This is a genomic window from Chromohalobacter canadensis (assembly GCF_029544075.1).
Lineage (GTDB): Bacteria > Pseudomonadota > Gammaproteobacteria > Pseudomonadales > Halomonadaceae > Chromohalobacter > Chromohalobacter canadensis_A.
Window position 1 is genome coordinate 93,533 of the sequence record NZ_JAJQJH010000001.1, and the last position, 19,994, is coordinate 113,526.

The 19,994-nt window shown below is 62.5% G+C and carries 23 protein-coding genes; 9 read left to right on the forward strand and 14 right to left on the reverse strand.

The genetic code is table 11. The features are described 5' to 3' along the window. Positions 1-171: 171 nt before the first annotated feature. On the reverse strand, positions 172-1,320 hold the full coding sequence (locus LUN51_RS00460; protein WP_277809668.1) for a glycerate kinase: 1,149 nt from the start codon (positions 1,318-1,320) through the stop codon (positions 172-174). A gap of 178 nt (positions 1,321-1,498) precedes the next feature. Here LUN51_RS00460 and LUN51_RS00465 point away from each other — a divergent pair, with 178 nt between their 5' ends. Together LUN51_RS00465 and LUN51_RS00470 are read left to right on the forward strand one after the other, a co-directional pair. Next, positions 1,499-2,044: a hypothetical protein gene (locus LUN51_RS00465; RefSeq protein ID WP_277809669.1), complete on the forward strand. Its 546-nt coding sequence runs from the start codon at positions 1,499-1,501 to the stop codon at positions 2,042-2,044. Beyond that, positions 2,041-2,412 carry a hypothetical protein gene (locus LUN51_RS00470; protein WP_277809670.1) on the forward strand — a complete coding sequence of 124 codons (372 nt, stop codon included), beginning with the start codon at positions 2,041-2,043 and terminating at the stop codon, positions 2,410-2,412. The genes LUN51_RS00465 and LUN51_RS00470 overlap by 4 nt, the downstream gene beginning before the upstream one ends. A gap of 8 nt (positions 2,413-2,420) precedes the next feature. Here LUN51_RS00470 and LUN51_RS00475 read toward each other — a convergent pair whose 3' ends face one another. After that, complete coding sequence (locus tag LUN51_RS00475; protein ID WP_277809671.1) at positions 2,421-2,831, reverse strand: HIT domain-containing protein; 411 nt, start codon at positions 2,829-2,831, stop codon at positions 2,421-2,423. A gap of 110 nt (positions 2,832-2,941) precedes the next feature. On the opposite strand from LUN51_RS00475, the gene LUN51_RS00480 reads away from it, so the two are divergent. Both LUN51_RS00480 and LUN51_RS00485 read left to right on the forward strand, forming a co-directional pair. Then, entirely contained in the window at positions 2,942-3,073 is a 132-nt protein-coding gene (locus tag LUN51_RS00480) for an entericidin A/B family lipoprotein (protein ID WP_247639881.1), read from the forward strand. A gap of 137 nt (positions 3,074-3,210) precedes the next feature. After that, positions 3,211-3,342 (forward strand): entericidin A/B family lipoprotein, encoded by a 132-nt coding sequence (locus LUN51_RS00485; protein WP_040243041.1) that lies wholly within the window; start codon positions 3,211-3,213, stop codon positions 3,340-3,342. Positions 3,343-3,480: 138 nt separating this feature from the next. Here LUN51_RS00485 and LUN51_RS00490 read toward each other — a convergent pair whose 3' ends face one another. Genes LUN51_RS00490 through osmF form a run of 4 tightly spaced genes read right to left on the reverse strand, consistent with a single transcriptional unit; the run spans position 3,481 to position 7,457 of the window. Next, on the reverse strand, positions 3,481-4,248 hold the full coding sequence (locus tag LUN51_RS00490; RefSeq protein ID WP_347276503.1) for an ABC transporter permease: 768 nt from the start codon (positions 4,246-4,248) through the stop codon (positions 3,481-3,483). After that, entirely contained in the window at positions 4,245-5,294 is a 1,050-nt protein-coding gene (locus tag LUN51_RS00495; protein ID WP_075367715.1) for an ABC transporter ATP-binding protein, read from the reverse strand. The genes LUN51_RS00490 and LUN51_RS00495 overlap by 4 nt, the downstream gene beginning before the upstream one ends. Positions 5,295-5,303: 9 nt before the next feature. Further along, on the reverse strand, positions 5,304-6,515 hold the full coding sequence (locus LUN51_RS00500; protein ID WP_277809672.1) for an ABC transporter permease: 1,212 nt from the start codon (positions 6,513-6,515) through the stop codon (positions 5,304-5,306). Positions 6,516-6,524: 9 nt separating this feature from the next. Beyond that, positions 6,525-7,457, reverse strand: coding sequence for a glycine betaine ABC transporter substrate-binding protein OsmF (gene osmF, locus LUN51_RS00505; RefSeq protein ID WP_277809673.1), 933 nt, complete (start codon positions 7,455-7,457; stop codon positions 6,525-6,527). A 152-nt stretch (positions 7,458-7,609) separates the two neighbouring features. Here osmF and LUN51_RS00510 point away from each other — a divergent pair, with 152 nt between their 5' ends. Continuing rightward, positions 7,610-7,921, forward strand: a complete 312-nt coding sequence (locus tag LUN51_RS00510; protein ID WP_277809674.1) for an I78 family peptidase inhibitor — start codon at positions 7,610-7,612, stop codon at positions 7,919-7,921. 13 nt (positions 7,922-7,934) lie between these two features. Here LUN51_RS00510 and LUN51_RS00515 read toward each other — a convergent pair whose 3' ends face one another. After that, positions 7,935-8,540 (reverse strand): LysE family translocator, encoded by a 606-nt coding sequence (locus LUN51_RS00515; protein ID WP_277809675.1) that lies wholly within the window; start codon positions 8,538-8,540, stop codon positions 7,935-7,937. A 164-nt stretch (positions 8,541-8,704) separates the two neighbouring features. On the opposite strand from LUN51_RS00515, the gene LUN51_RS00520 reads away from it, so the two are divergent. Next, positions 8,705-9,742: a hypothetical protein gene (locus LUN51_RS00520; RefSeq protein WP_277809676.1), complete on the forward strand. Its 1,038-nt coding sequence runs from the start codon at positions 8,705-8,707 to the stop codon at positions 9,740-9,742. On the opposite strand, the gene LUN51_RS00525 is transcribed toward LUN51_RS00520, so the two are convergent. From LUN51_RS00525 to LUN51_RS00555, 7 genes are all read right to left on the reverse strand, one after another. Beyond that, positions 9,735-10,739 (reverse strand): ion transporter, encoded by a 1,005-nt coding sequence (locus tag LUN51_RS00525; RefSeq protein WP_277809677.1) that lies wholly within the window; start codon positions 10,737-10,739, stop codon positions 9,735-9,737. The two genes, LUN51_RS00520 and LUN51_RS00525, sit on opposite strands and share 8 nt — an antisense overlap. A gap of 82 nt (positions 10,740-10,821) precedes the next feature. Continuing rightward, positions 10,822-11,337 (reverse strand): acyl-CoA thioesterase, encoded by a 516-nt coding sequence (locus LUN51_RS00530; protein WP_277809678.1) that lies wholly within the window; start codon positions 11,335-11,337, stop codon positions 10,822-10,824. Positions 11,338-11,446: 109 nt separating this feature from the next. Further along, positions 11,447-12,757, reverse strand: a complete 1,311-nt coding sequence (locus LUN51_RS00535; RefSeq protein ID WP_277809679.1) for a short-chain fatty acid transporter — start codon at positions 12,755-12,757, stop codon at positions 11,447-11,449. 66 nt (positions 12,758-12,823) lie between these two features. Continuing rightward, positions 12,824-14,179 (reverse strand): MATE family efflux transporter, encoded by a 1,356-nt coding sequence (locus LUN51_RS00540; RefSeq protein WP_277809680.1) that lies wholly within the window; start codon positions 14,177-14,179, stop codon positions 12,824-12,826. A 124-nt stretch (positions 14,180-14,303) separates the two neighbouring features. Continuing rightward, positions 14,304-14,552 (reverse strand): YfhL family 4Fe-4S dicluster ferredoxin, encoded by a 249-nt coding sequence (locus tag LUN51_RS00545; RefSeq protein ID WP_011508227.1) that lies wholly within the window; start codon positions 14,550-14,552, stop codon positions 14,304-14,306. 11 nt (positions 14,553-14,563) lie between these two features. Then, positions 14,564-15,067: a pantetheine-phosphate adenylyltransferase gene (coaD, locus tag LUN51_RS00550; protein WP_277809681.1), complete on the reverse strand. Its 504-nt coding sequence runs from the start codon at positions 15,065-15,067 to the stop codon at positions 14,564-14,566. Positions 15,068-15,146: 79 nt separating this feature from the next. Beyond that, positions 15,147-17,090 (reverse strand): beta-ketoacyl synthase, encoded by a 1,944-nt coding sequence (locus LUN51_RS00555; protein WP_277809682.1) that lies wholly within the window; start codon positions 17,088-17,090, stop codon positions 15,147-15,149. 260 nt (positions 17,091-17,350) lie between these two features. On the opposite strand from LUN51_RS00555, the gene trmB reads away from it, so the two are divergent. The 3 genes from trmB (at position 17,351) to dacB (ending at position 19,986) form a co-directional block, all read left to right on the forward strand. Continuing rightward, positions 17,351-18,034, forward strand: a complete 684-nt coding sequence (gene trmB / locus LUN51_RS00560; protein ID WP_277809683.1) for a tRNA (guanine(46)-N(7))-methyltransferase TrmB — start codon at positions 17,351-17,353, stop codon at positions 18,032-18,034. 31 nt (positions 18,035-18,065) lie between these two features. Continuing rightward, positions 18,066-18,398: a DMT family transporter gene (locus LUN51_RS00565; RefSeq protein WP_431355558.1), complete on the forward strand. Its 333-nt coding sequence runs from the start codon at positions 18,066-18,068 to the stop codon at positions 18,396-18,398. A 109-nt stretch (positions 18,399-18,507) separates the two neighbouring features. After that, the gene (dacB, locus tag LUN51_RS00570) at positions 18,508-19,986 is read left to right on the forward strand and encodes a D-alanyl-D-alanine carboxypeptidase/D-alanyl-D-alanine endopeptidase (protein ID WP_277809685.1); all 1,479 of its coding nucleotides are present in this window, start codon (positions 18,508-18,510) and stop codon (positions 19,984-19,986) included. The last annotated feature ends 8 nt before the right edge of the window (positions 19,987-19,994 follow it).

The following is a 19,994-nucleotide window of genomic DNA, read 5'->3' on the forward strand; positions in this document are numbered from 1 at the left end:
AAAATCGTCAATGAACCCAGTCTAGAGTGTCGTCTGGGGATTGGGTAACGAATCTTTCCCATCGACGATATAGCGTCTACATATGAAATGCCCACGACGCAGTGGTTTTTCAAGGGCGGAGGGTGCGGCATTGTGCCGGCGCCCTGCGATTAGGCACTTTTTAGACGAGGACTAGCGTGGTGTCTGCCGGCCGGCAAGCTGCCACACACGCAGGAGGCTCTCGGCACGGTCCGCAAGCAGCTCGGCGGTGCGTTCTAGGGCTTCCGGCAAGGCCAGGGGGCCATTGGCCAGCGCGAAGGCAGCCTCGATGCCCTCGTCGTGCACGGCCTGCCAACCATCGCCGAGGCGCCCGGCGAGTGCGAGCGTGGGCACGCCGTGTCGTCGCGCGCGTCGGGCGATGCCCACTGGCGTCTTGCCGGCAAGGCTCTGGCCATCGAGCTGGCCTTCGCCGGTAATCACCAGATCGGTGTCTTCCAGCAGACGGTCGAAGTCGACCTGATCCATGACCAAATCGATGCCAGGCTGCAGTCGCGCCCCCAGAAAAGCGGCCGCAGCGAAGCCCATGCCTCCAGCTGCACCGGCGCCCGGTAGCGCGCGGTGATCCTTGCCGAGCGCACTGGCGACGTGGTCGGCGAAATGTGCCAAGGCCGCGTCGAGCTGTGTGACATCCGCCGGCGTGGCGCCTTTCTGTGGTCCGAAGATGGCGCTGGCCCCGCGCTCGCCGAGCAAGGGGTTGTCGACGTCCACGGCGGTGTCCACTGCGAGCGTCGCCAGGCGCGAGTCCAGGTCGCTCAGGTCGAGCTCGGTTAGCCGGGCCAGTGCCGCGCCGCCGGGCGGTAGTGGTTGGCCCTCGGCATCGAGCAGTCGCGCGCCCAGCGCCGCGAGCATCCCCGCGCCGGCATCGTTGGTGGCGCTGCCGCCCAGGGTGAGGATCAAACGCTTGGCCCCAGCATCGAGCGCATCGCGAATCAACTCGCCGACGCCCAGGGTGGTGCTATGCAATGCAGTGCGCTCGGCATCGGCGAGCCCTTGCAAACCGCTGGCCTCGGCGAGTTCGACATAGGCCGTGGCACTAGCGGCGTGCCATCCCCAACTGGCGTTGATGGGTCGCCCCAGTGCGTCGTGGACCTCGGCGACACGGCGTTCGGCTCCCGTGGCGGCCAGCAAGGCATCCAGGGTACCTTCGCCACCGTCGCCCATGGGGCATTGGACTAGTTGCGCTTGGGGAAGGACGCGGGCGCAGCCCGCGGCGATGGCGACAGCGGCCTCGCGGGCCGAAAGCGCATCCTTGTAGCTATCCGGGGCGATGACGATCTTCATGAGCGAACCTCTATGCATGATCCAAACCCGAGGACGGGGCTTCGTGGTCGAATTGCCAGCCTAACGCATGTAGGCGTCAGGCGGGAGTCGCTGGGCATGCCACGCTGACGGAACCGTGGTGCTCAACTACGCTCTCAACAAGGTGCCCGTGCGGCGGTAACGGTTAGGCGAGAACGCGATGATGAAACCTCTTTTGCTGGTGGCGGCAATGTTGGGTCTCGGCGGCTGCCAAAGCCTAGCCTCCTATGATCCGTTGGGTCGCGATGTGGCCTCGCCGTTGCCCGAGGCATGCCACTGGTCGGCCGAGGGCGACGCCAAGGCACGGGTAAAGGCAACGGCCGATGCCTTGGAGGCACAGGGCTATCGTGTCGAACAGACCGAGGTCGCGTTGGGGTTGGTGAGTGCCGAACGGGCCAAGGCGCAGCCGGGGCTAGGCGCCGTTGATCGACCACTCTGGGGGCGCAGCGGTTTCTGGGGGTACTATGGCATGGGCAGTCGCCATGGCTATTCGCTAGGGTACTCTCAACGCTTTGGCGGCGATCCGGTGCGCCTGCAACGGGTCTCGGTGGTTGCCGCCGAGGGTGTCGTGCGGGTGACACGCGATTCGCGCGTAGTCGATGCCGATGGGTATCTGATCGATGCGCGTCCAGACAACAGCGCGGCCTTCTGCGCCGCTTTACACGATGACATCGACGCACGCATGCGCGAGGGGAGCACATCATGAAGCGGCTGCTGGGCGTATTGCTGGTGGCATCGTTCATGGTATTGAGCGTGGCTGGATGCGCGACCACGTCGACCCCGCCGCAGACCCGCACATTGGTCGTGGAGGCCGAGCCGTCGACCGCGTTGGAAGCAGGGGTGGCGATGCTTATGGCACGCGGTTTCGTGATTCGTCGCGCCGATGTCGACCTGGGCGATGTCGAGGCCGTGCTGGCTGCGCGCCCCACGCTTGAGGTGCGCTATCGGATCGAGGCGGCCGAGCAGGGCACGCGCATTACGCTATCGGGGCGACGTGGCGGCCAGCCGGTGCCACCTTATGTGTTCGATACGCTTTTGATCGATGTGCAGGAGCGGCTCGGCGAGCTGCCTTGAACCTTGGCCTATGGCGCCAATAGGTCGCGCAGTGTCGTCAGGTGTGTGTTAAGCGTCGCGTCGTCATACGGCTGCGGCGTGCCTTGGCCCCACACCGGTCCCGGCCATGCCGCATCGCCTTGGTGGCGGACGATGACATGCAGGTGCAACTGCGCGACCTGATTGCCTAGCGTCGCCAGATTGAGCTTGTCGCCGTCATGGTGAGCCATCAAGCGGCGCCCCACCTCGGTGGCTTCCTGCCACATCGTGGCCTGATCGTCGGCGGAGAGTTCGTAGACTTCGCGGATATCGTCGCGGCGGGGGATTAGCACTAGCCAGGAATAGCGCGCGTCGTCGTTCAAGCGTACCTGACAAAGGGACAGGTCGGCGACGTAATGGGAGTCGGCCGCCAAGCGTGGATGCGGGGTGAAGTCAGTCATGCGCGGAGCTCCTGAAAATCGTCGTAAAGTGTCTGGCTATGCTAACGTTAGGTTACACGGTATAGGGCCGTGCCTTCCGCTAAGTGAGCGGTGTTTGCCGGAGAAAACGCATGAAGCGTACATCGATTGCGATCTTGGGTCTTCTGCTGTTGGCGGTGCTGAGTGGTTGTAACACCATCCACGGCGCGGGCGAGGATATCGAGCGTGGCGGTGAAGCGATGCAGGATGCCGCAACCAACTGAATCATGGAAAGGATGCACAGCACCGCTAGCTTTGCTACGTTGTGGGCGTGCCGCCGATATGGCGGATAAGATTACCCAAGAAATGGGTTTGGACCCGCGGGAATGTTCCCGCTTGATACCGTGAAGGAGACACGACTATGAAAAGAATACTGGCCTTTTCCCTGCTGCTGATGTTTTCTGCTGGTGCAATCAGTGGCTGCAACACGTTTGAAGGTGCAGGTGAAGATATCGAGCAAGGCGGTGAAGAGGTTCAAGAAGCGGCCGATTGACACTTGCTGCCGCCGTCCCGCAGGGGGCGGCGGTTCATCTATGCTGTTATCAGGCTTGCCCTCCCTTCCCTGATAACACTTGCCGCGCAGTTTTTCCTATCGTTAATAAGCATACCTGATGAGGCGTGACTTTCGTTACTACGCCTTGCCACTCTCACCGAATGAAAAGCGTTGTTCCAAGCGTTCGAACGCCAAGTCGGTGACGATAGCCAGAAGGCCTACCAGTACCGCACCTTGAATCACGTACGGCAGATTGTTGCCGACCAGGCCGGCGATGATAGGTGTGCCCAGTGTCTTGGCACCGACCGTGGAGCCGATCGTCGCTGTGCCGATGTTGATGATCACCGAGACGCGTACGCCGGCGATGATGACACGCATCGCCAGAGGGAGTTCGATACGCCATAGGATCTGCCAAGCGTTCATGCCGTTACCGCGTGCGGCCTCGAGCGTTTGCGATGGCACTGTGCCCAGCCCGGCGACGGTGTTTTGCACCACAGGCAAGAGGCCATAGAGCACCAGCGCCACCAAGGTGGGGACGAAGCCGAAACCGGCGATCGGCACGACGATGGCCAGCACTGCTGCCGGAGGGAAGGTTTGGCCGATAGCGGCCAGCGTCGACACCAAGGGCTCGAACTCGCGCCCTGCTGGCCGCGTGACAAAAAGCCCCGCTGCAACGCCGACACTCACCGAAATGAGCGACGACACCAGCACCAGAGCGAGATGAGCGAGCGTCAGGTTGAGAAAGCTCTCGCGCTGGTACATCGCCGGATCTTGATCGGGAAATAACGCCCGAAACAGTGGCGCCAACTGTTCCATGCCTAGCATCAGCGCGATCAGCAAAACGCTGAGAGAGATCAGCAGGACCCGGCGCGAGGAGGGAGGGCGGGGCAGTGCGCTGACGTTCATGGCCGATGCCCCATGACGCCCGACATCGTCACTTCGCCCAGCAGGCGCCCCTCGACATCGAGCACTGGCAAGGCCGTCACGCGAAACCACACCATGCGTGACAATGCCTCCTTCATCGACATCTCCGGCGTGGCGGTCCACTCGGGATTGACCACCGTGCGTGCTGTCTCGGGCTCACCCAGACGACCGCCCAGTAGTGCCATGGGGCGATCGTCGGCGTCTACCTGCCAGGTGATGGGCGCACTGGCGATGGCGTTGTTGCGCGTGCGCTGGGCGGGCCGACAATACTCCTCGACCCGGCGCCGCGAGAGCAGCTTGAGGCCTAAGTCGGCGCGCCCGATGAAGTCCCGCACGAAATCGTTGGCGGGTGCGACCAGCAGTTCTGCCGGGCGATCGTACTGCACCAACTGACCGGCATTGAGCAACGCCACACGGGAGGCCAGGCGCAAGGCCTCGTCCATGTCATGGGTGACGAAGACTATGGTCTTCCCGGTTTGGCGGTGCACACGTGCCAACTCGGCCTGCAAGGTATCGCGTGTCAGAGGGTCGACGGCGCCGAAGGGCTCGTCCATCAGCAGCACATCGGGGTCGGCGGCCAGGGCACGGGCCACACCAACACGCTGCGCCTGACCGCCCGAGAGCTGATGCGGATACTTGTCTTGTAATCCATCATCATCGAGCTGAAAAAGTGCCAGCAATTCTTCGACGCGCTCGGCAATGCGTGATGATGGCCACTTGAGTAGCTTGGGCACGGTGGCGATATTGTCCGCGACGCGCCAGTGCGGGAACAGCCCGATCGACTGGATGGCATAGCCGATGCGACGACGTAGGCGTTCCGGCGGCAGGCTAGTGATATCTTCGCCGCCCACCAGGATTTTCCCCTCGCTGTGCGCGATCAGGCGATTGATCATCTTCAACGTAGTCGATTTGCCGCATCCCGATGGGCCGATGAGAACACAGAATTCGCCCTGTTCCACGGTCAGCGAGATGTCGTCGACAACGCGTGTTTCGCCATACCGCTTGGTCAATCCCTGAAGTTCGATCATCGGTGTTACCTATCGGCGGGTGCCGGCCGGCTTGCTCAGCACGACCAGCATTTGCAGCGTGAAATCGGCGATCACTGCCAGCACGATGGTCGGGATCGCGCCGAGCAGGACCAGGTCGATGGCATATTGGCCGAGGCCTTGGAAGATAAAGGCGCCCAGCCCCCCGGCACCGATCAGCGCCGCCACCACGGTCAGGCCGATGGCCTGCACGGTGACGATGCGCAGTCCCGAGAGCATGACCGGCAGCGCCAAAGGGATCTCCACGCGCCACAGCACCTGACGCGCGGTCATGCCCATACCGCGTGCGGCTTCCACGGTGGCGGGCGGCACGCCCTTGAGGCCGGCATAGGTATTGCGCACTACAGGCAGCAGTGCATACATCACCAACGCGATGATGGCCGGGGCGGCGCCGATGCCTTTGACGCCCCATTCGCCGAGCAATGGGAAGGCGTTGCCGAGTGCCGAAAGCGGCGCGACAAGCAGGGCGAACAGGGCAATCGAGGGAATCGTCTGGAAGAAATTGAGCACGCTGAAGAGCGTTCCCTGCAGGCGTACGCGGCGATGAGCCAGCAGGCCCAGTGGAACGCCGAGGAGCAACGCCGGCCCCAGCGCGGAGCCTACCAGCACCAAGTGCGTGATGAGCTGATCACTGAAGTTATCGCGGATGTTGGCGTATTCGCGCATGATCGACAGATCGTCGAAATGGCCGCTGGCGAACAACATCGCCACGCTGCCTCCCGCGATCAGCATGTAACCCAGACGCAGTAGCCAGCCGCTGGAGGCGCGCTGAAAGGCATCGATGGCCGCCAGGGCGCAGCAGAAGACCATTACCCAGAAAGCCGCCCCTTGTGAGACCCGCGCCGACGGCGATTTTTCGACCAGCGTGCGCTGCGCGAAGTCGCCCAGGCTATACAGCGTGATCAGCAACAGCCCCAGGCTGGCTAGCAAGACCGCTCTATGGGCGAGTTCGCGCGGTAGCGGGCGTCTCAGCGCTGCTACGGCCAGCACCGCGCTCAGGGCTAGAAGAGCGATCACCTGCCAGGCTGATAACGCCTCGCTCAGGCCGACGGTTTGCCCAGAGGCCAGGCGGTTGGGCGACATCGTGGCAAAGGGCAATAGCCAAGCCGCCAGGAGCCCCGCGCCTAGCAGCGTGACCAGAACGCGATTGGCCACCAGGCGAGCACTGGCCGTGCCGCTCGTGGGAACGTGAGGAACAGACACCGGCAGCCGTCAGTCGAGCAAGTCTTGTGATTCCAGGTAATCCTCGGCGACATCGCCAGCCGGTTCACCATCGACCTGGATTCGGCGATTGAGCGACTGCAAGGTTTCCCGGTCGAGCCCTTCGAAAACGGGGGTGAGCAGTTCAGGAATCTGCGGATAGGTATCGAGCGTGGCTTGGCGGATAACCGGTGCCGGCTCGTAGACCATCTGCACGCCTTGGGTGTCGTCCATGACCTTGAGATTGGCGGCGGGGATAGCGCCATCGGTGGCGTAGACCATGGCGGCGTTGGTACCGCTGGTGTTCTCGGCGGCGGCGCGAATGGTCGCTGCAGTATTGCCCCCAGAGAGTACCAGCAACTGGTCTTGGTCGAGCTTGAAATCGTAGGCACGCTGGAAACTGGGCAAAGCGGCATCGCTTTCCACGAATTCGGCGGAGCCAGCTAGCTTGATCTCACCGCCATCACGTACCCATGCGGCGAAATCCTCCATAGTGGAGAGATCGTGCTCGTCGGCGACGTCACGGCGCAACGCGATGGCCCAGGTATTATTGGCCGGTGCCGGGGTGAGCCATATCAGGTCGTTGTGTTCTTTATCGTAGGCGCGGATCTTCTCGTAACCCTCGCCTGCGCGTTTCCATGCGGCATCATCGGTGGTTTGCGTGAAAAACGCCCCGTTGCCGGTATATTCGGGATACAGGTCGATCTCATCTTCGAGCAAGGCACTGCGCACGATGTTGGTCGGACCTAGCTGCAGTTTGTCCTCGACGGGAATGTCGGCGTGCTCCAGGCGCTTGACGATCATATTGCCGAGCAAGGCCCCTTCTGTGTCGATCTTCGAGGAGACGCGCACGGGCTCGTCGGCGAACGCCGGCGTCAACGACAATGCCGCTCCGGCAGCCAGGCCGAGCACGGCGGTGGAGAAATACTTGAAGGTTCCTTGCATGGTTCCTGGCTCCTTGGAAGTGACAGGCGTTGCGACTGCTCCAGCCTTGAGTCTAGCATTCTCGGCTTGCGCAGCGAGAGGGAATGCGCCTGGTCTTCAGTACACTGCTTGGATACGCTGATGAGTGACTCCAGCGACGAAGAGGAAACGATATGAGCAAACGTGCTCTTGGCAGCGCAGTGATGACGCTCATGCTGGCGGGGTGTGCCGGCGGCCCGGCACCGGACGAGGCACCACAACCACCGTCGATGACACAACGCGACGCTTGCGGTGCCGAAGCGCTGCAGGGTTATCTGGGCCAACGTGCCACCGATAAAACACTGGCGGAGTTGGAAACGGACAGCGATGCCGAGCGAGTTCGTGTCATTGGCCCCAACCAGGCAGTGACGATGGACTACCGGGCCGATCGTCTTAATGTCAAATTCGACGACCAGAACAACATCGTCGAGCTGATCTGCGGCTAAGCAGGCGCCCCCCCTAGCTGAGGATGAAAAACACACAGGCGGCGGTGAGCACGCCCATGACGACATTGAAACGCCGCCAGGCCTGGGGCGTGGTCAGCCAGTGGCGGATGGCCATGCCGAACCCGGCCCATAGCGAGATGCATGGGAAGGCCACGACTTCGGCGAGCCCGGCCAGGAGTAAGGCATTCAGCCATACGGGGCCGCTCTCGGGAAGGAAGCCGGCCATCAGCGCCAAGCCCATGACCCAGGCCTTGGGGTTGGCGAACTGAAAGGCCGCCGCTTGCCATAAGCTTAGTGGGCGCGCGTCGCTGTCGTCGCGAAATTCGGGCGGTGGTGCGGTGGCGATTTTCCAGGCCAGGTACAGCAAGTAAGCGCTGCCGATCAGGCGTAGCGCGTTCTGCACCACGGGGTAGCGTTCGAAGATCACCCCCAGCCCCAGGGCGATGGCCGTGAACAACACGAAACAGCCCACAGCGATCCCCAGCAGGTGCGGCAGGGTGCGCCGGTAGCCGTAATTGGCACCTGAGGCGGTGAGCATGACGTTATTGGGCCCCGGCGTGATACTCATCGAGACCATGTACAGCGCGGCGGGGCCGAGCGAGATCCATCCTTCCAGCATGTCGTTCTCATGTGTTTTATCGCCGGGAGCGTCATGCTCCACACAGATGACCAGCTTGCCTGCCGACCCTCGGCGTCGCAAGCAACCGGCATGCGTCGCCACGCGAGCGAATTTCGGGTTACGCTGAACGCATTCATGAATTACGCGATCAAGGAGGTCGCCCCATGCCGCATGCCGAGATTTTGCAAGAAGGGACCCTGCATTGCTTCCCCACCGGGCTACGCGATGATGCGGGCAAACTGGTCAACGTCGAAGTGTCGGCCGTCGTCTATGATGGCCAGCGTCTGATCCTGGCCAGCGACAAGCCGATTCCTGGTGACACACGTTCGGCTGTCTTCTCTGTCCCGATCACTGCTGCTGGCCCCGATGATCGCGGCCTGGAGTACTTCACGGCGGACGCCATCAAGCGGGCAGTCAAGTACGAGGACTTCGCGTTGACCGCCGACGGTCGCTACGTATTGGCGACCACTGGATTCGATCGCATCGACATGGAAAGCCATGCACTCAATGCCTACAACCATTTACTGATCTGGCCGCTGGGCGAGCCCGAACAGGTCCAAGTGGTCGATCCGGACCCGCGTGACGGCGTCGAAGGCTCACTGGAATTGCGCAACAAACTCGACGGCGCCATTGGCTACCCGTATTACAAGATAGAAGGTCTGGCGGCGATTCCGGGAGAGCGCGGTGATGGGCTACTGCTTTTCGGCGTGCGCGAACAAGGCTATTCGCACGAAGACTTCGACTACGTGTGTCGTGTCGTGGGGGCGCATTACAGCATCAATGCCCATGGCAATCTGGTGTTCGTCGACAGGCTACGTGAGTTCTACCGCTTCTCGCCCTGGGAGCAGCCCGAGGTGCGCTATGACTGCGGCCTGTCCAGCCTGGAGTACGACCCACATCACCAGCGCCTGTTTCTATTGACGAGCTTCGAAGTCGAAGAGGAGGAAGAAGAGCGCATCGGTGGCTACCTTTGGGTCGTGTCGCTAGAGGAATTCGCGGCAGGGCAAGCGCCGACGCTGGTTCGCACGATGGCCGGAGAGGCCCTGGAGTTCGAGCACAAGGCGGAAGGCCTGGCGATTCTGGATAGCGAGCGCTTGTTCGTAGCTTACGACAACGATCGCGACATGTCGTTGGGTAGCATCGATGAGCGTGACGAACGCCACGCCTGCGAGGCGCCGTATACCACCTTGCGGCTCACCTGAGGTCGAGTTCATCTCTCCAGCGCTGTACAGCGATCTCGTCCTTGAGCATTTCCAGCGTTTCGATCAACACTTGCTCGGTGACGCGGTCGGTGCGCTGGTCGACGTATAGCCAGGCATCAATGCCGCTTCCAGCCAAGTCGCCGATGAGGCTCCTGAAACGCGGCGAACGGAGTCCATCGATGGCCTCGTGGACCACGCGGCTGGCAACGTCGCTCAGGCTTCGTTCCATGGCCTGGGCCACGTGTTCGCCCATGGGGAGGCGTCTCAGCCGGGCGAGTTCCTGGTTTTCCTCGAGCGTACGGGTAACTAAGGTCGCCACGTAGCGGTGCACCTCCTGATGATTCTCGGCATAGCTCTTGTCGACGGTGGTTTCTAGGCGCCTGGCGATCTCGTCGACAAGCGCCGACTTGCGCGGCTGGATCACCTTTTCAGAGAGACGTTTGGTGAAGTCGTCGCTGCGCTGGACTTCCTCTTGCAGGCTACTCAACAGGCGTGTCGCTACGCGGTCGGAAAGCTCCTCCATGAGTACGCGGTAGTAGCGCTCGAAGAAGGCATATAGACGCCAGCGGCGTATGTCGATCGCCCCCAGGCGCTGCAATCGAATCAGCAGCGAGATGAGGCGCAGTACACGGAGGAGGCGGAAGCCGCTGACCGGAATGCACCCCAGCACGTCGTACCAGTGCACGAACGGGTAGAAGAACCAGCGCGCGTAGCGGCGCTCGGCGATGGCCACCGCCCAACCGGCCAGGACATCGAGCAGGAAGATGCTGACGAAGACCAGGTCGATGGTCATGAAACGCTGGTGAATGGCACTGTCGTAAGCTTGGTGGAGATTCGGCGCCAGCGCTTCGAGCCCGTCATTCAACGGTGGCACGAGGAACAGGCTGTCGACGAGCAGCAACAACAGGTTTGCCGAGACCAACACCACGATGGCCATGTCCCAGACGAGATAAAGGCGCTCGCGTCGGCGCGAGCCAGCGGTGGAGGGTGCGCTCATCAAATTCTCCGTCGGCGGCGCCGCGCCAAGGCGGCGGCAGGCGTCATGCACGTTGTTACGCTACCAGTTACGCGGTGTCGCGTCAGGGCGCCTCGCGGGTCTCATTGAGATGAGCTTGGGCGCGCTGTTCTTCCTGCTCCTCTTGCTTGCGCATTTGCTTGCGTAATTTGGCCTTCTCGAAGCGCAGCTTCTGTAATGGCGTATCGAGTTGCAATTGTGGCACGGGGTTGGGATTACCATCGCTATCTACCGCGACCATGGTCAGGTAGCAGCTGTTGGTGTGGCGAATCACGCGATCCTGGATCGACTCGGCGATGATCTTGATGCCGATCTCCATCGAGGAGCGCCCGACATAGTTGACCGAGGCCAGAAAGGTGACCAGTTCACCAACGAGAATTGGTTGCTTGAACCGTACCTGATCCACCGACAGCGTAACGACATAGGAGCCGGAGTAACGGCTAGCGCAGGCATAGGCGACTTCATCGAGCTTCTTGAGAATCGCCCCGCCATGTACCTTGCCGCTGAAGTTGGCCATGTCGGGAGTCATCAGCACCGTCATGGTAAGTTCGTGCTGGCGGGGGAGGTCGTCAGGCGCCATGGGTCACAGTCCTACTGAGGTCGAGGAATGAATAGAGGCGCAAGATGTACCATGTTTTGCCCCGCCTTGTCGCTTCCGTCTGCCGTTCGATGCGCGGACGGGGGCCGGTTTACAGAAAGGTCAGCCCAAGCGCGATGATGATGCCCGTCACCACCAACTGAATCAGGCAGAAGCCCATGATGTCCTTGGCCTTGAGACCCGCGATGGCCAGCATGGGGAGCGCCCAGAACGGCTGCAGTAGGTTGGTCCAGGCATCGCCCCAGGCGACCGCCATGGCGATGCGGGGGATGTCCGCGCCTAGCGAGGCGGCAGCGGGCAGCATGACCGGGGCCTGGACGGCCCATTGCCCGCCACCCGAAGGGACGAATAGGTTGACGATGCCGGCACTGATGAACGACCAGAAAGGTAGCGTCTGGGCGGTGGAAAGCGCCACGAACCCCTCGGAAAGCGTCTGCGCCAGTCCCGACTGCATGATGATCGCCATGATACCGGCGTAGAAGGGAAACTGGATGACGATGCCGGTGCCGCCCTTGATGGCCTCGTGCAGGCTGTCCAGCAGGCTGCGGGGCGTGCGATGCAGCACGATGGCCAGGGACAGGAACAGGAAGTTGACCACGTTGAGGTTCAGGCCGCCGTCGCGGAATACGAAATGGTCGAGCAGGAACAGCAATCCGGGAATGCCGACCAGCCAGGACAGCCAGGGGCTCTTTTCCAGGCGTTCCGCCGGACGCGTGGCGGGACCGAGATCACGTGGGGCGTCGTCGAGTTGTGCGGGGTCGATGTAGACGCTGTCACGCTCGTCGGGAAGCATGAACCGGTTGACCAGCGGCACGGCGACGAACATCGCCAGCACGATGGCCAGGTTGAAGAACGCGAAGATGGTCTCGGAGGTGGGAATGACACCGATCTGGTCCGCCGTGAAATGCCCTTCGGTGGCGATGGTCAAGGGAATCGAGCCGGCCAAGCCGCCGTGCCATACCACGAAGCCCGAATAGGCGCTGGCGATCAACAGGCGGTAGTCGACACGCACCTGCCGTGCGAGGGCCTTGGCGAACAGGGCACCGATGACCAGGCCGAAGCCCCAGTTGATCCAGCTGGCGGCCAGCGAGACCAGCGACACCAGCACGATGGCGCCGGCCGGGCCCTTGGCGAGCCGGGCGATCCTGTCGAGCAGGCGCTTGACGGGCGGGCTGCTGGCCAGCATGAAGCCGGTGACCAGCACCAGCAGCATCTGCATCGAGAAGGACAGCAGTCCCCAGAAGCCGTCTCCCCAGTAGCGCATGATCGCCAGCGGCGACTGCCGCTCGACCAGCATGGCCGCGATGGCCGCCACCAGGGTCAGGATCAGCACGAAGATGTAAGGATCGGGCAGGTAGCGCTCGACCAGGCGCACCGCGGGGCGGGACAGCAGCTTCAGCATGAGAGCCTCTCCAGGAGGTCGTTGTCATGATGATAACGATAGCCGCTCGGGAGACGTGCCGATCACTCAACCTTGGTCCTGTATCCCTTGGTCGCAGGCGGGCATCGCGGCGCTTGTCCAGCGCGTGCGTCGGTAGTGCAGGTAGACGGCGGCGAGACTTGCCGAGCGCACCAGGGTGAAAGCCGTGAAGGCGAGCCACAGGCCATGATTGCCCAGCGGTTGCGTGAACCACCACGCCGGCAGGTAGACGGCGAGCGCCAGCAGGATGGTATCGCGCATTTCGCGGGTCGCGGTGGCGCCGATGAAGACGCCATCGAGCAGATAGCTCCATACCGCGATGGCCGGCATGACGATCATCCAGGGCAGATACTCGCCCGCCGTGGAGCGAACGTCTGGGAGATCGGTGAGCAGGGCGATTAGGTGGTCGCCACCAAAGAAGAACGCCGCCATGGCGACGCCCGCGGTTATCAATGAGAAGCGCGCCGCGGCGCGTACCGAGGCTCCGAACAGCGGCCAGTCACGGCGTCCCACGGCGCGGCCGGTCAAGGCCTCGGCGGCATGGGCGAAGCCGTCCAGCGCGTAGGACGTGATCATGATGAACTGCATCAGCACGGCGTTGGCGGCGAGTATCGTATCGCCTTGACTGGCGCCTTGGGCGGTGAAGAAGGCCATGGCGAACAGCAGCCCCAGCGTGCGCACGAACAAGTGCCGGTTGACCTGAAAAAGCTCCGAGTAGGCAGCAAGGCGCAGCAGTCGCTGGCGCAGGAAGCGCCCCTTAAGCAGCTTCAATTGACGCGCCACCAGCCATAGTCCAACGGCCAACGCCGTGTAATCGGCGATCACCGTGGCCCAGGCTACACCGTCGCTGGTCATGCCCAGGCCGACCACGAACACCAGGTCGAGCACGATGTTGACGCTATTGGTCAGTACCATGATCGCCAGCGTGACCCGCGAATTCTGCTGGCCGAGGAACCAGCCAAGAATCGCGTAATTGGCCATCACCGCCGGAGCCGAGAGGATGCGAATATGGGCATAACTCGCCGCCAGTGACATGGCGGCCTCGCTGCCATCGAGCAGGTAAAGGCCGAAGCTGATGAGCGGTTCGGCGAGCAGGATCAAGATCGCGCCGATACCCAATGCCAGCAATAACGCTTGTCCCAGCAGGTTGCGGATGTCGCTGTCGTCCTCGCGCCCCATGGCCTGAGAGGTCAGGCCGGTGGTGCCCATGCGCAGGAAGCCGAATCCCCAGTAGAGGAAACTGAACAGCATCGCGCCGAGGGTCACGGCGGCCATGTAGCGTGAATCCGGCAGGTGGCCGACCACAGCGGTATCCACCAACCCCAGCAATGGCACGGTGATGTTGGAAAGAATGATCGGCCAGGCGAGTGGCCAGATGCGTGTCGGGGAGCGTGAAGTGGACACGGGATTCCGTTGTTTGCGTTGGACGTTTACGCCTGGCGAGTCGCCCGCGAGACATGAAAAGAACGGAGGGGTGCGGAGACTGCCCTCGCGGGCCGTCGACGCTGCGTATCGTGCCTGGCCGCGCTCAGGCGGCGGTAATCAGTCGATACTTGTGCATGAGCTGGTCGTGGGTTTCGCTGCGTTCGGGATCGAGGGGAATACAGTCGACCGGGCACACCTGCTGGCACTGGGGCTCGTCGAAATGACCGACGCACTCGGTGCACAAGTTGGGGTCGATGACGTAAATCTCCTCACCCGGGGAAATGGCGCCATTGGGGCACTCGGGTTCGCAGACATCGCAGTTGATGCACTCATCGGTGATCATCAGGGCCATAAAAGTGTCCTCTACTGCGTATCGGGCGACGCTGGGTCTGGGGCGAAATGCCGGCTCAATGCGTCGACTACGCAAGGATGCACGAGCTTGGAGACATCTCCCCCGAGACGCGCGATCTCGCGCACGATGGTGGAAGAAATATACGAGTTTTCTATCGCGGGCGTCAGGAACAAGCTCTCGATATGGGGTGCCTGGGCCCGATTCATATTGGCCAATTGTAACTCATATTCGAAATCGGATACCGCTCTCAATCCCCGCAGGATGATGCGTGCCCCTTGCTGATCCAGCAACTGCGTCAGCAACCCACTGAAACCTACGACCGTGACGTTGTCGAGATCGGCGGTGATCTCTTCGATCAGTGCGACGCGGGTCTCCAGCGACAATGCGGGTTGCTTGCGCGGGCTCGCGGCTACCGCCACCACGACCTTGTCGAACATGCGTGCGGCACGTTCGATCAGGTCGTAATGACCATGGGTGATGGGGTCGAAGGTGCCGGGGTAGACCACGATATTCATGGATACATCCTGTGCCGAGGTACCAACAGGGTAGTGGTTGCCCAAGGCCGGCGGCAATCGTGTCGCCGACCGGACGTGTCTATGACAGTCGGCCGTAGGGGTTGTCGACCGCCAGCGAGACCGGCTGATCGAAGCCAGGAATATGCAGCGTGTCGCGCGTCATCGAGAGTTCCGGTCCTTCGAGAACACCTTCGCCGAAACGGTAGGTGACCTCGAATTGGCCGCTGTCGGATGTCGCCAGATATGCCTCGGAAGCGGCTAGGGTCGTCTCGCGACGCTGCTTCCAGTCGTCGATCGCGCGCTGGCCGTGGCGCTGAGTCAGTAGGCGCTCGGTGGCGGCCGGCGAAATGACCAGGCCGGTAGCGTTATTGCCGCCGAAGCCCTTGGCATTGATGAAAGCCGCATCGGCCTCGAAGGGAATCGGGTCGCGGAAGAAGCGCAGGCGCTCGGCGAAGACGTCATCAGCCACCGCATCGAGGGTGAAGATGCCGGGAATAATGCCGTGGGCGAAGGTCCCCAGGGCGCTGGCCATTTGATCGCCCGCTGCGCCGCCTTGTGAATGGCCGACGAATGCCTTGACGGCGGTCACTGGCCACGACTCGATGCCATGCGCACGCGCCACCATGTCGAACACATGCGACTCGGTGGTGCGGTTCTTGGGCGTGCTGGTGCCGTGCGCGTGTAGATAGCTGCGCTTGCGTACCGCCTCCTCGCCGAGCATGTCGCTGGCAAGACTTACCGCCTTGGCCAAGGTGATGTAATTGCCGATGCCTGGCGCGGAGATCGAGCGCTTCCAGCCGTCGGCGTTGACGAAAACACCCGGCACGGCGCCCAGAATCTGCGCGCCGGTTTCCAGCGCCAAAGCGTCGTCCATCAGCAGCAGGAACTGGGTCGACTCGGCGATGGTGAAACCGCAGTTGCGCGCGAAGGGGCGGCACGCACGCTGATAGTCACTGTCGGTGAGCAGCGTCAGGGCATCGAGCGTCTTGAGGCTTTCGTCATCGGCCAGCGCCCCCATGGTGCGGAAACCCTCGACGATTTCCGGGGTGATCGGTGCATCGCTGGTGCCTACCATGACCACGCGCCGCCGTCCGCTGCGAATGTCCTCTAGCCCCAGGCGCAGGTTATAGAGGAAGCTGGCGCAGGCGCCGAGCACGGCGCCGGTGGCACCGACGCTGCCTAGCACGTAGGCGTTGAGAAAGTCGGCGGGCATCTGCCCGTAGCCTAGCGGCATCTGCTTGGAGGTGGCGCGCGCGCCGCTGACGAAGCTTTGCAGCAGACCGCCCCAGCCTTCATCGTCGAGCTGGCCGATGGAGTTACCGGCATACACGGCGATAGCGTCTGGGTCGAGACGGTTGCGCAGCGCTGCCCAGTCGAGACCGCTCTGGCCGAGGCAGTCGGAGGCACCGAAAATAGTCATCGCCAAGCCGCGCGGATGGTGCACGCTGCGATACAGCGTGTCCGGCGAAAAGCCGCTGGGCAGTTGCCCAGCCGAACGCACCAGGGCGTTGCGACGTTCGGGGAGCAGCACGTCCAGTGCTCCCGGTGGGACCACGACTTCGACCATGCGTTTGTCGATCTCGCGCACTTGCCAAGTAGCTGGCACGTCGTTGGGAAGCTGGCGGCGGCGCACACGAAAGGTCAGCTCGGCATTGAGATCGAGTTGTGCGGCGCGATTGGCGGGGATGCCCTCGCTGCCGAAACGCTCGTCCTCGATACGGCGGATCAGGGTATGGTCGAGCACATGTTGGCGATAACGCGCGACGACCTCGGTGTCGTCGAGAATTTCGCCCTGGGGATCCTGCCAGCCGCCGCTTTCCATGCGCGAAACGAGCTGCATCATGGCGGCCAGGGCGAGAATGGTTTGTGCCTGAAGGGTATCGGGCAAAGCGTCGAGAATCGTTCGGCGATAAGCTTGGTGGCCCGAGGTTCTGCCGGCGGCGTTAACACCGCCCATGCCGACGATCACCGGTAACTGTGACAAGCCGCGTTCCTCGTAATGCTGTGGATGACGATGCGTCATGATTCGTGACCGGCACGCGTCGGCCGGATATGTCGCGCCCACCCGCGCGATCGCGCTAGTAGGGTATAGATAAGGCGCGTGGCGTCTTAATGAGTCTGGGAATGATAGCACCCGGGTGCGAGCGGCGTCATGCGAACACTGTCCGATAAAGTAGGAATGACGCCAACTGCGATCTCCCTACGGGGCGATGTCGTGACGCACGGTCACGCCCAGCAGTCTGCTAGAATGGCATTTTCGTTTAGTCGTTTACAGAGTCGCCCATGCATGCCAATTCCCGCGCCATCGTCACCCAGCAGATCGCGCCGCACGAGGACCTCTCACGGCGTGTGTCGCGGGCGCTGACGCACCCTTGGCGAAAGCCGTTGGCATCGCACACGCGGATCGCGTTCGGCGCGGCGCGGACATGGTTGCAAGAACAGGACAAACCGTTGATTCTCGACGCGGGCTGTGGCGTGGGGCTGTCCACTCGGCGTCTGGCCGCGCGTTTTCCCGGTCATGCGGTGATCGGCATCGACCGCAGCGCCGACCGCCTGTCCCGCGAACACGGCGAACTGCCCGACAACGCCTTGCTGATACGTGCCGATCTGGTGGATTTCTGGCGTTTGGCGCTACAAGAAGGGTGGCAGCCAGCTCGTCATTATCTCCTCTATCCCAATCCGTATCCCAAGCCAGCGCATCTCAAGATGCGCTGGCATGGCCATCCGGTATTTCCGGCCCTGGCGGGGCTCGGCGGTAAACTGGAAGCGCGCTCCAACTGGCGACTCTATCTCGAGGAATTGGCTCTGGCACTGGCGCAAGCCACGGGGTGCGAGCCGCATCTCGAGCCCTGCGAGCCGTCGGGCGAGTACCTCACGCCTTTCGAACACAAATATCACGCCAGCGGCCAACCACTATGGCGATTGACGGTGACGCTGGCGCACCGCCCTGCGTTGTTGCCCACGTAGCGAGTAGACAACACGGGCTTTCAGGAGACCGATTATGGTGTATGTATTCTTGGCCATCGCGATCATCGCCGAGGTCGTGGCCACTAGTGCGCTCAAGGCGTCCCAGGAATTTACTCGCCTATGGCCGAGCGTGACCGTGGTCGTGGGCTATGCATTGGCGTTTTATATGCTCACGCTGGCGCTTCGCGATTTGCCGGTGGGCATCGCCTATGCGTTCTGGGCCGGGCTTGGCATCGTGCTGGTCACGCTGATCGGGGTGGTGGTGTATGGCGAGAAACCCGATTTGCCCGCAATTCTCGGTTTGGGAATGATCATCGCCGGGGTCGCCATCATCCAGGTGTTTTCACGCATGTCTTCACATTAGGCGCTATCCGAAAAATGCCTACGCTCGATCATGCGTCGCCATCGCACTCGACGAGGAGCCCTGCTAGCCTGGCGGATGATGTATGTTCGTCCAGGGAAGGAAAAAACTCATGCTGAGTAGGCTGCTCCAATGCCGACGCCTGCGTTCCGCGCAGCGTGTCGGGCGTCGTGTGCTCTCGCTTCTGATCTTGATGGGCTTGCCGCTAGCCGCGCAGGCCGAGGGTTTCGACAATCTATCCTCGTTGGCCGATAAGGGCTTCGTGATCGGCGCTCAGGCGCAGTTGTTGGGTAGTGGCGAAAATCTGGGTGCGATCCACCCCACGCGGCGGCTTTCACCAGCCTCGGTCACCAAGCTCTATACCGCCGCCGCGAGTCTAGACCGCTGGGGGCCGCAGCATCGTTTCACCACGCAGTTGATGGCCACCGGCAATGTCGATGCCCAGGGCGTGCTGCATGGCGATCTGGTTCTCGATGGCGGCGGCGACCCGGCCTTGACCAGCGAAAATCTATGGCGTCTGGTGCAACGCTTGCGCGAACGCGGCGTGCGCGCCGTCGATGGCCAATTGGTGGTCAGCCAGTGGCGCTTCGGTCCGGTAACCTGTGTGACCACCGACCGCTGCAAGGCGCGCACGCGCTCCGATAATGCCTATAGCGCCTTGTTGTCCTCGGCGGCAGTGAATTACGGCAGTTGGTGCAATCGGGTCAAGCCTGGCGCGGCTATGGGCGGCGCGGCCTCCATCAGCGATTGCGCGACGGTGGCCCCTCTCACGCGCCTCGATAATCAGGTCAAGACCGTGGCGCATGGCGGGGACACGCGCCTGAGTGCTGAGCGCATCAGTAGCGAGCGTGGCGACACGTTGCGTGTCAGTGGGCAAATCGCGCGCGACAGCTTCTCGCGTGAAATCTATCGCGCCAGCTCCGACCCCGCCGAGCAGACCGCCAAGACCTTGATGGCGTTGCTCGGGCAAGCAGGGGTCGAGGTCGAGGGCTACGCAACCAGCACGACACCGCCGCCGACCACCGCCAAACGCTTGGCGGCGGTGGATGGCAAGCCGTTGCAGGAATTGCTGCTGCGCATGCTCAATTATTCCAATAACTTCATGGCCGATACCCTGGCACTGGATCTCGTCGCCAAGCCGCGCGCCGAGCTAAAGGACGCCGGTGATGCCCTGATGCGATTCGCCCAAGAGCTGCCGGGCCACGGCGTGCCGACGCTTGCCAGCGGTAGTGGTCTGACTCCCGAGAACCGTGTCTCGGCCCGCGATCTCAATGCCTTGCTGGCAGCGATGTATCAGCGCTCGGCGCTGTTTCCGACCTTCGTGGCCGGCCTGCAACTGCCGACCAACGGCCCCATGCATTTCATTCGCCGGGGCAGCGACACCTTCCAGCAGCACGTCATGCTCAAAACCGGCACGCTCAACGAGCCAGTCACGGTGCGCGCGGTGGCCGGCTATTTCCGCACCCAAACCGGGCGTTGGGGCAGCTTCGCGGTGCTAGTCAACGGCACCTCGCAAACGCCGTATCTCGCCTGGCGGCAGGTGTTGCCCCTGGTGGCGGCGGATCTGACGGAAATGATCAATTCACACTGACATCGCGC

Coding starts and splice junctions, on each gene's coding strand:
- dacB (WP_277809685.1), top strand. CDS start 18,508: ATGCTGAGTAGGCTGCTCCAATGCCGACGCCTGCGTTCCGCGCAGCGT.
- LUN51_RS00490 (WP_347276503.1), bottom strand. CDS start 4,248: ATGAACGTCAGCGCACTGCCCCGCCCTCCCTCCTCGCGCCGGGTCCTG.
- LUN51_RS00545 (WP_011508227.1), bottom strand. CDS start 14,552: ATGGCCCTGATGATCACCGATGAGTGCATCAACTGCGATGTCTGCGAA.
- LUN51_RS00475 (WP_277809671.1), bottom strand. CDS start 2,831: ATGACTGACTTCACCCCGCATCCACGCTTGGCGGCCGACTCCCATTAC.
- LUN51_RS00535 (WP_277809679.1), bottom strand. CDS start 12,757: ATGCTGAAGCTGCTGTCCCGCCCCGCGGTGCGCCTGGTCGAGCGCTAC.
- LUN51_RS00530 (WP_277809678.1), bottom strand. CDS start 11,337: ATGGCGCCTGACGACCTCCCCCGCCAGCACGAACTTACCATGACGGTG.
- trmB (WP_277809683.1), top strand. CDS start 17,351: ATGCATGCCAATTCCCGCGCCATCGTCACCCAGCAGATCGCGCCGCAC.
- LUN51_RS00525 (WP_277809677.1), bottom strand. CDS start 10,739: ATGAGCGCACCCTCCACCGCTGGCTCGCGCCGACGCGAGCGCCTTTAT.
- osmF (WP_277809673.1), bottom strand. CDS start 7,457: ATGCAAGGAACCTTCAAGTATTTCTCCACCGCCGTGCTCGGCCTGGCT.
- LUN51_RS00460 (WP_277809668.1), bottom strand. CDS start 1,320: ATGAAGATCGTCATCGCCCCGGATAGCTACAAGGATGCGCTTTCGGCC.
- LUN51_RS00485 (WP_040243041.1), top strand. CDS start 3,211: ATGAAAAGAATACTGGCCTTTTCCCTGCTGCTGATGTTTTCTGCTGGT.
- LUN51_RS00555 (WP_277809682.1), bottom strand. CDS start 17,090: ATGACGCATCGTCATCCACAGCATTACGAGGAACGCGGCTTGTCACAG.
- LUN51_RS00520 (WP_277809676.1), top strand. CDS start 8,705: ATGCCGCATGCCGAGATTTTGCAAGAAGGGACCCTGCATTGCTTCCCC.
- LUN51_RS00470 (WP_277809670.1), top strand. CDS start 2,041: ATGAAGCGGCTGCTGGGCGTATTGCTGGTGGCATCGTTCATGGTATTG.
- LUN51_RS00495 (WP_075367715.1), bottom strand. CDS start 5,294: ATGATCGAACTTCAGGGATTGACCAAGCGGTATGGCGAAACACGCGTT.
- LUN51_RS00515 (WP_277809675.1), bottom strand. CDS start 8,540: ATGCTGGAAGGATGGATCTCGCTCGGCCCCGCCGCGCTGTACATGGTC.
- coaD (WP_277809681.1), bottom strand. CDS start 15,067: ATGAATATCGTGGTCTACCCCGGCACCTTCGACCCCATCACCCATGGT.
- LUN51_RS00465 (WP_277809669.1), top strand. CDS start 1,499: ATGATGAAACCTCTTTTGCTGGTGGCGGCAATGTTGGGTCTCGGCGGC.
- LUN51_RS00510 (WP_277809674.1), top strand. CDS start 7,610: ATGAGCAAACGTGCTCTTGGCAGCGCAGTGATGACGCTCATGCTGGCG.
- LUN51_RS00480 (WP_247639881.1), top strand. CDS start 2,942: ATGAAGCGTACATCGATTGCGATCTTGGGTCTTCTGCTGTTGGCGGTG.